Source organism: Allosalinactinospora lopnorensis (assembly GCF_000981225.1).
Classification (GTDB): domain Bacteria; phylum Actinomycetota; class Actinomycetes; order Streptosporangiales; family Streptosporangiaceae; genus Allosalinactinospora; species Allosalinactinospora lopnorensis.
The window spans coordinates 1-5,508 of record NZ_LAJC01000142.1; the positions used below are offsets into that span (position 1 = coordinate 1).

5 protein-coding genes and 1 pseudogene are annotated in these 5,508 nt (G+C 73.1%); 3 read left to right on the plus strand and 3 right to left on the minus strand.

Annotated elements, in window-relative coordinates; all coding sequences use genetic code 11:
* Window positions 1–978 (minus strand): cobalt-precorrin 5A hydrolase (locus VS93_RS25860; protein WP_046472463.1); only part of this gene is annotated, 978 nt, incomplete at its 3' end.
* A gap of 58 nt (window positions 979–1,036) precedes the next feature.
* The gene (gene cbiE / locus VS93_RS25865) at window positions 1,037–2,302 is read right to left on the minus strand and encodes a precorrin-6y C5,15-methyltransferase (decarboxylating) subunit CbiE (RefSeq protein WP_201776766.1); all 1,266 of its coding nucleotides are present in this window, start codon (window positions 2,300–2,302) and stop codon (window positions 1,037–1,039) included.
* 240 nt (window positions 2,303–2,542) lie between these two features.
* Between cbiE and VS93_RS25870 the strand changes: the two genes are divergently transcribed.
* From VS93_RS25870 to VS93_RS25880, 3 genes and pseudogenes are all read left to right on the plus strand, one after another.
* A complete protein-coding gene (locus VS93_RS25870; RefSeq protein ID WP_052746010.1) occupies window positions 2,543–3,316 on the plus strand; it encodes a MerR family transcriptional regulator in 774 nt (257 codons plus the stop codon).
* Window positions 3,310–3,644: pseudogene (locus VS93_RS25875) on the plus strand (YnfA family protein). Before VS93_RS25870 ends, VS93_RS25875 begins: the two are co-directional and overlap by 7 nt.
* Window positions 3,645–3,700: 56 nt before the next feature.
* Window positions 3,701–4,522: an SDR family NAD(P)-dependent oxidoreductase gene (locus VS93_RS25880; protein WP_046472465.1), complete on the plus strand. Its 822-nt coding sequence runs from the start codon at window positions 3,701–3,703 to the stop codon at window positions 4,520–4,522.
* A 28-nt stretch (window positions 4,523–4,550) separates the two neighbouring features.
* Here the strand turns inward: VS93_RS25880 and VS93_RS25885 are convergent, their stop codons facing one another.
* A complete protein-coding gene (locus VS93_RS25885) occupies window positions 4,551–5,423 on the minus strand; it encodes an aldo/keto reductase (RefSeq protein WP_046472466.1) in 873 nt (290 codons plus the stop codon).
* Between the last annotated feature and the right edge of the window lie 85 nt (window positions 5,424–5,508).

Here is a 5,508-nt window from a genome sequence, read left to right on the forward strand (position 1 = left end):
CGTGGCGTTGGCCGACTTGCGCTTGGCGGCGACCAGTTCGGCGCCGCACCCGGCATCGGAGGCGGCGCGCAGCGCGGCGGCCTCGGCCACGCTGGGCGTCCCGATCTCGGCGCGCACGACCTCGCTGGGGTTGGGCACCCGGACGGCGCTCAGCTCATCGGCCGGGTAGGTGCGGACCCGCCAGCCGCGCTCGCGTGCCGCGGCCAGGATCCCCTCCTCGTCCGCCTTGAGGTCGACCGTGGCCACCTCGCGCACCGAGACGGGTGAGAGCCCGGTGTCCTCCAGGGCCTCGTCGACCAGCCGGCCGATCTCGGCCGCGGTGACCCCGCGCGCGGAGCCGACCCCCACGACGAGCGACGGCGGCCGGTAGGTGAGCACGGGGACGCCGGATGCGCCCGTGCCGCCGGTGCGGTCGGTCACGCGGATGACGGCGGCCGCCTCCTTCTCCGGTACCGACGGTGCGGCGTTGTCCGGCAGCGGCGGAAGCGGCCACTCACCGGCGCCTTCGGTCCGGACCGGCTCACCGGAGAGCAGCGCGGCGCCGACCGCGGCCAGCGGAGCGCGGTCCTCGACCACGCAGCCGGCACCGTCCCCGTAGGAGTCCAGCGGTGTCACCGAGACCGTGTCACTGGCGGTGGTGACGACCGGACTGCTGCCCAGCACCTCCGAGACGCGGTGCGCGAGCTCGTTCGCCCCGTGGTGCCCGCCGAGGACCGCGACGGCGTGCCGTTTCCCTTCGTCGACGCAGACCACGGGCGGGTCCGTGGTCTTGTCGCCGAGCAGCGGAGCCACGACCCGGACGGTGGCGCCGATGGCGAGGAAGCTCACCACCGCCCCGCACTCGGTGAACGCCGCGCGCAAGGCGTCGGCCGGGCGCTCACCGGTGACGATGCGGACCTCGCCGGGCCATGCCCCGGCGAGTCGTTCGGCGGCCGCCCGGCCGCGTGCCGTGACGGCGATGACGCCGATGCCGTTCATGTGCGCCTTTCTCTTCTCTCGGGTCGGGGACGGTTACTGGGAATGGTCGGGGATCCGGTCATGCTCCGCCCGGCCGACCGCCCCGGACGCCCCACACCAGGGTCACCGGGTTGGCCGCGGCCAGCCGCAGCGACCCGTTGGGCAGCCCGGCCAGCCGGGACGCCTGCAACTGGGTGCCCGAGACCGTGTACCCCTCCGCCGCCAGCGCGTCGCGCGTCGGGCAGATGCGGTCCACGGAGGCGAGGGCGGCGACAACGCGGTCCGGCCGGTGATGGCGCAGCGCCGCGGCGACGACGGCGTCGTCTCCCCCGCCGAAGAAGATCGCGTCGGGGGCCGGCCGGCCCGCCATCTCCGCCAGCACCTCCGGTGCCCTTCCCTCATGCACGTCGACGACGACGCCGTGCGCCCGCGCGTTGCGCCGGATGCGTCGGCAGTCGCCCGGGTTCTTCTCGAAGGCGACGGCGTACGCGCCGAACCGGGCGCACTCGATGGCGACCGAGCCGCTGCCCGCCCCGATGTCCCACACCACGGTTCCGGGGCGCGGCGCCAGGTGCGCGAGGGCGACCGCGCGCACCTCGGACTTGGTGATCATCGCTCCGCGGTGCTCGAACCCCTCCTCCGGCAGCGCCCAGCCGTCCGGCGCCCCTTGGTGGCCGGGCATCCAGGTCATCGCGGGGGCGATCGCCCGGTCCGGGTCGACGGCCAGCACGACGTTGGGGCGGGCCCATTCCCGCTCGGTGTCCGCCGTCTTCGCGACCCGCGTGACCGCCTCGTCGGGGGTTCCGAGCCGCTGGGCCACGTACACCTCGCGGTCCGCGCGCAGCAGGTCGGGCAGGAACGCGCCGGGCTCGGCCGCGCCGGGCGCGGTGAGGATGGCGGCCTTCGGGTGCGCCAAGGCGGCGGCCAGCGCCCTGCGTGCGGACCGGCCCTGGTCCGCACGCCCGTGCGCGGACACCACGACCGCGTCGTCCCAGGGCAGCCCGATTCGGGCGAACGCGGTGGCCACCGACGACACCGCCGGGAGGACCCTGGGATCGGTCCCCTGTTCCCGCAGGGCGCGCACGATCCCGAAGAATCCCGGGTCGCCCGAGGCCAGAACCACCGCCGGCCCCTTTTCCCAGGCGAGCAGCTCCTTCAGCGCATCAGCCAGGTTCCTGATGGGCAACCGCCGGGCGCCGTCCGGGAGTGCGACGGCGTCCAGGTGCCTTTCGGCACCGGCCACGCAGGTGGCTTCGGCGATCGCCGCGAAGGCCTGCTCGCCGAGCCGTTCCCCGTCCAGTCCGATGACCGTGATCATGGGCGTGTCCTGTTCGATCACGGTCATCCACTATCTCAGTCCCAGGTCACCACCTGGTCTCCGGGCCACGTACCGCCTTGGGAGCGGCGGGAGGGACAACTGTCCGTTTCCGGGGAATGTGCCACGATTGCGGGACGGGCGCACGACCTCACTCAGCGGTGATCCGCGGTGGCCTCCGTGAGACGCGCTCTCTGGGGTGCGAGCGGCGTGCGGTGGTGCTTGACCTTCGAGCCGGGTTGAAGGTTTAGCGTTGAAGCCGTGGAGACGATGCGGATCTCGCAGTTGGCCGAGCGCTCCGGCGTTGCGACCTCTACGCTGCGCTACTACGAGGACCGAGGTTTGCTGCCCGCCCGGCGCTCGGCGGCCGGTTACCGGCTCTACGACGAGAACGCCGTGGAGCGATTGGCGTTCATCACCACCGCCAAGCGGTTGGGCCTGGAGCTGGCGGAGATCGCCGAGCTGCTGGGAGTATGGCAGAACGGAGCGTGCGCTGAGGTGAAGGCTTCGCTTCGGCCACGCATCGCAGAGCGGATCGCCCGGACACAGGCCCGTGGCGCCGAACTGGACGCCTTCACCGCGATGCTGCGCGGGGCGCTGGCGCACCTGGATGCCCTGCCGGACCGGCCGGGCCGCTGCGACCCCGAATGCGGATTCCTCGACCCGGCGCACGATCGCCGCCGGCCCCCAGCGCTGACAGTGCTCCAGCCCGACTCGCGCGGGGCGCCCGCGGTGGCATGCTCGCTGGATGACCAGGGCATGGGCGAACGGCTCACGCAATGGCGGCGGCTGCTGCGCGGCGCCCGCCGCCAGGAGATCCCGGGCGGGCTGCGCCTTACCCTGCCGGCGGAGCGGGCCGCACAGGCCGCCGGGCTGGCCGTCGCCGAGCGGGAGTGCTGCGCGTTCTTTACCTTCACCCTGCACGTGGACCATGGCGCAGTACATCTGGAAATACGCGCGCCCGAGGAGGCGCAGAGCCTGCTTGCCGAGGTGTCCGGCGCCGCTGGGGCCGGCCTGGAGACTGAGGAGAGCCCGGCGTGCTGATCCTGCGATCGGTCCTGCTGTTCGTCCTGGCCGCGCTGTTCGAGATCGGTGGGGCCTGGCTGGTCTGGCAGGGGGTGCGCGAGCACCGGGGCCTGCTGTGGATCGGGGCCGGGGTGATCGGCCTGGGTCTGTACGGGTTCGTGGCCACCCTGCAGCCCGAGGCGCACTTCGGGCGGATCCTGGCCGCCTACGGCGGGGTGTTCGTCGCCGGATCCCTGGCGTGGGGCATGGTGATGGACGGTTTCCGGCCCGACCGCTTCGACATCATCGGCGCCTGATCTGCCTGCTCGGGGTCGCGGTCATCATGTACGCGCCCCGCGGGCACTGAGCCCCCGGGGCCGGGCAGACACCAACGGCCGCGCCGTCCACGCCGGAGAGCCGCAGATGATTCCCACCCCGTCCTCCGAGCACCGAACCGTCCTGGTCACCGGGGCTTCCTCCGGAATCGGCCGCGCGTGCGCACGCCTATTCGCCGCGGAGGGTTTCCAGGTCTTCGGCACGAGCCGGCACGAACGCCCTGACGCACACGGTGTGCGGATGCTGCGGATGGACGTCGCCTCCAGCGCCTCGGTCACCCGGGGTGTGGAGGAGGTGCTGTCCCGCTGCGGAGGTATCGACGTGCTGGTCAACAACGCCGGCCTGATGCACGAGGGCTTCGCCGAGGAGACCACCCTGACTGAGGCCGAGGCGGTGTTCGCCGTCAACCTCTTCGGGGTCGCGCGCGTCACCAACGCCGTCCTGCCCGGCATGCGCGCCCGCCGGCAGGGACGCATCATCAACGTCGGTTCGCTGGCCGCCTGGGTCGGGGAACCGGGCGAAGGGTTCTACGCCGCTTCCAAAGCGGCACTGGCCCGCTACACCGAGGCACTGCGTCACGAGGTCAAACACCGCGGTATCGCCGTCTCGCTGGTGGAGCCGGGGGCGTTCGCCACCAACATCGTCGCGACCTCCACACGATCCACTCCGACGGTCGCCGACTACGACGGTCTGCGAGAGAACGCCCGGCGCACCCTGCACGAGGGCCTGCGTAAGGGGGATGCCCCCCGCAAGGCCGCCGCGGTGGTCGTCAAAGCCGCCTCCGCGCGCTCACCCCGGTTCCGCTACGGGGCGGGCATCGGGGCGGCATGGCTACCGGCCCTGCGGGTGCTGCTCCCTCAACGGCTCTTCGACCTCCTGCTGCGCCGCGGCTTCGGTCTGCCGGGCTGAACCACACGGAACGGGCGTCCGCAGGCGGTCACCCCGCCGGCGCCTCGCTCAACTCGCCGACCTCGTCCTCGGTGAGGCGGATGGCGAGCGCGTCCAGGTCCTCCTCCCACCAGTCGGGGTCCGCCGTCCCCGGCAGAGGAAGGGTGACCGGTGTGCGCCGCAGCAGCCAGGCGAGCGCGACCTGCGCGGGTGTGGCGCGGTGGGCGGAGGCGATCCGGTCGAGTGGCGAGCCGGGTTCCGCGCGCATCCCGTTCGCGGGAGGGAACCACGGAAGGAAGGTGATCCCCTCGCGGGCGCACTCCGCCAGCACATCGTCGTTGCCGCGGGTCACCAGGTCGTAGCGGTCCTGGACCGACGCGATCCGGGTGACCGCTCCGGCCTGCGCGAGCTGCGGCACCGTAACGTTGCACACCCCGATGTTGCGGATCTTGCCGGCCTCGCGGAGCTCGACGAGGCAGCCCAGGGACTCCTCGATCGGCACCTGCGGGTCGACGGCGTTGAGCTGGTAGAGGTCGATGGGTTCCCTCCGCAGCCGCCGCAGGCTCCCCTCGCAGGCGCGGCGCAGGTGCTCGGGGCTGCCGTCGGCGTGCCAGCGATTGTCGCCGAGCGCGATGCGGCCGCCCTTGGTGCACACGGCGACGTCGGTCGGGTAGGGGAAGATCGCCTCGGCGATCAGGGTCTCGCTGATATCCGGTCCGTAGCAGTCGGCGGTGTCGACCAACTGGACCCCGGCGTCCACCGCGCGGCGGACGATCCGGCGGGCGGCGTCCCGGTCCGGCGGCGGGCCGTAGGTCCCGGGGCCGGTGAGCCACGCGCCACCGAACCCGACGCGCCGTACACGCAGGTCCGGAGCGAGCTGAACCGCTCCGACCGCGCTCCAGTCCACGGAGGTTCGTTCCATCGCACCCCCTCCTGAGCGCCGGTCCCCCTCCCCTATCCAGGGGCGCCCGCCCGGAAACCGGGCGGGCGCCCCTGCCGGAAGCGCG

Coding starts and splice junctions, on each gene's coding strand:
- cbiE (WP_201776766.1), bottom strand. CDS start 2,302: ATGACCGTGATCGAACAGGACACGCCCATGATCACGGTCATCGGACTG.
- VS93_RS25870 (WP_052746010.1), top strand. CDS start 2,543: ATGCGGATCTCGCAGTTGGCCGAGCGCTCCGGCGTTGCGACCTCTACG.
- VS93_RS25880 (WP_046472465.1), top strand. CDS start 3,701: ATGATTCCCACCCCGTCCTCCGAGCACCGAACCGTCCTGGTCACCGGG.
- VS93_RS25885 (WP_046472466.1), bottom strand. CDS start 5,423: ATGGAACGAACCTCCGTGGACTGGAGCGCGGTCGGAGCGGTTCAGCTC.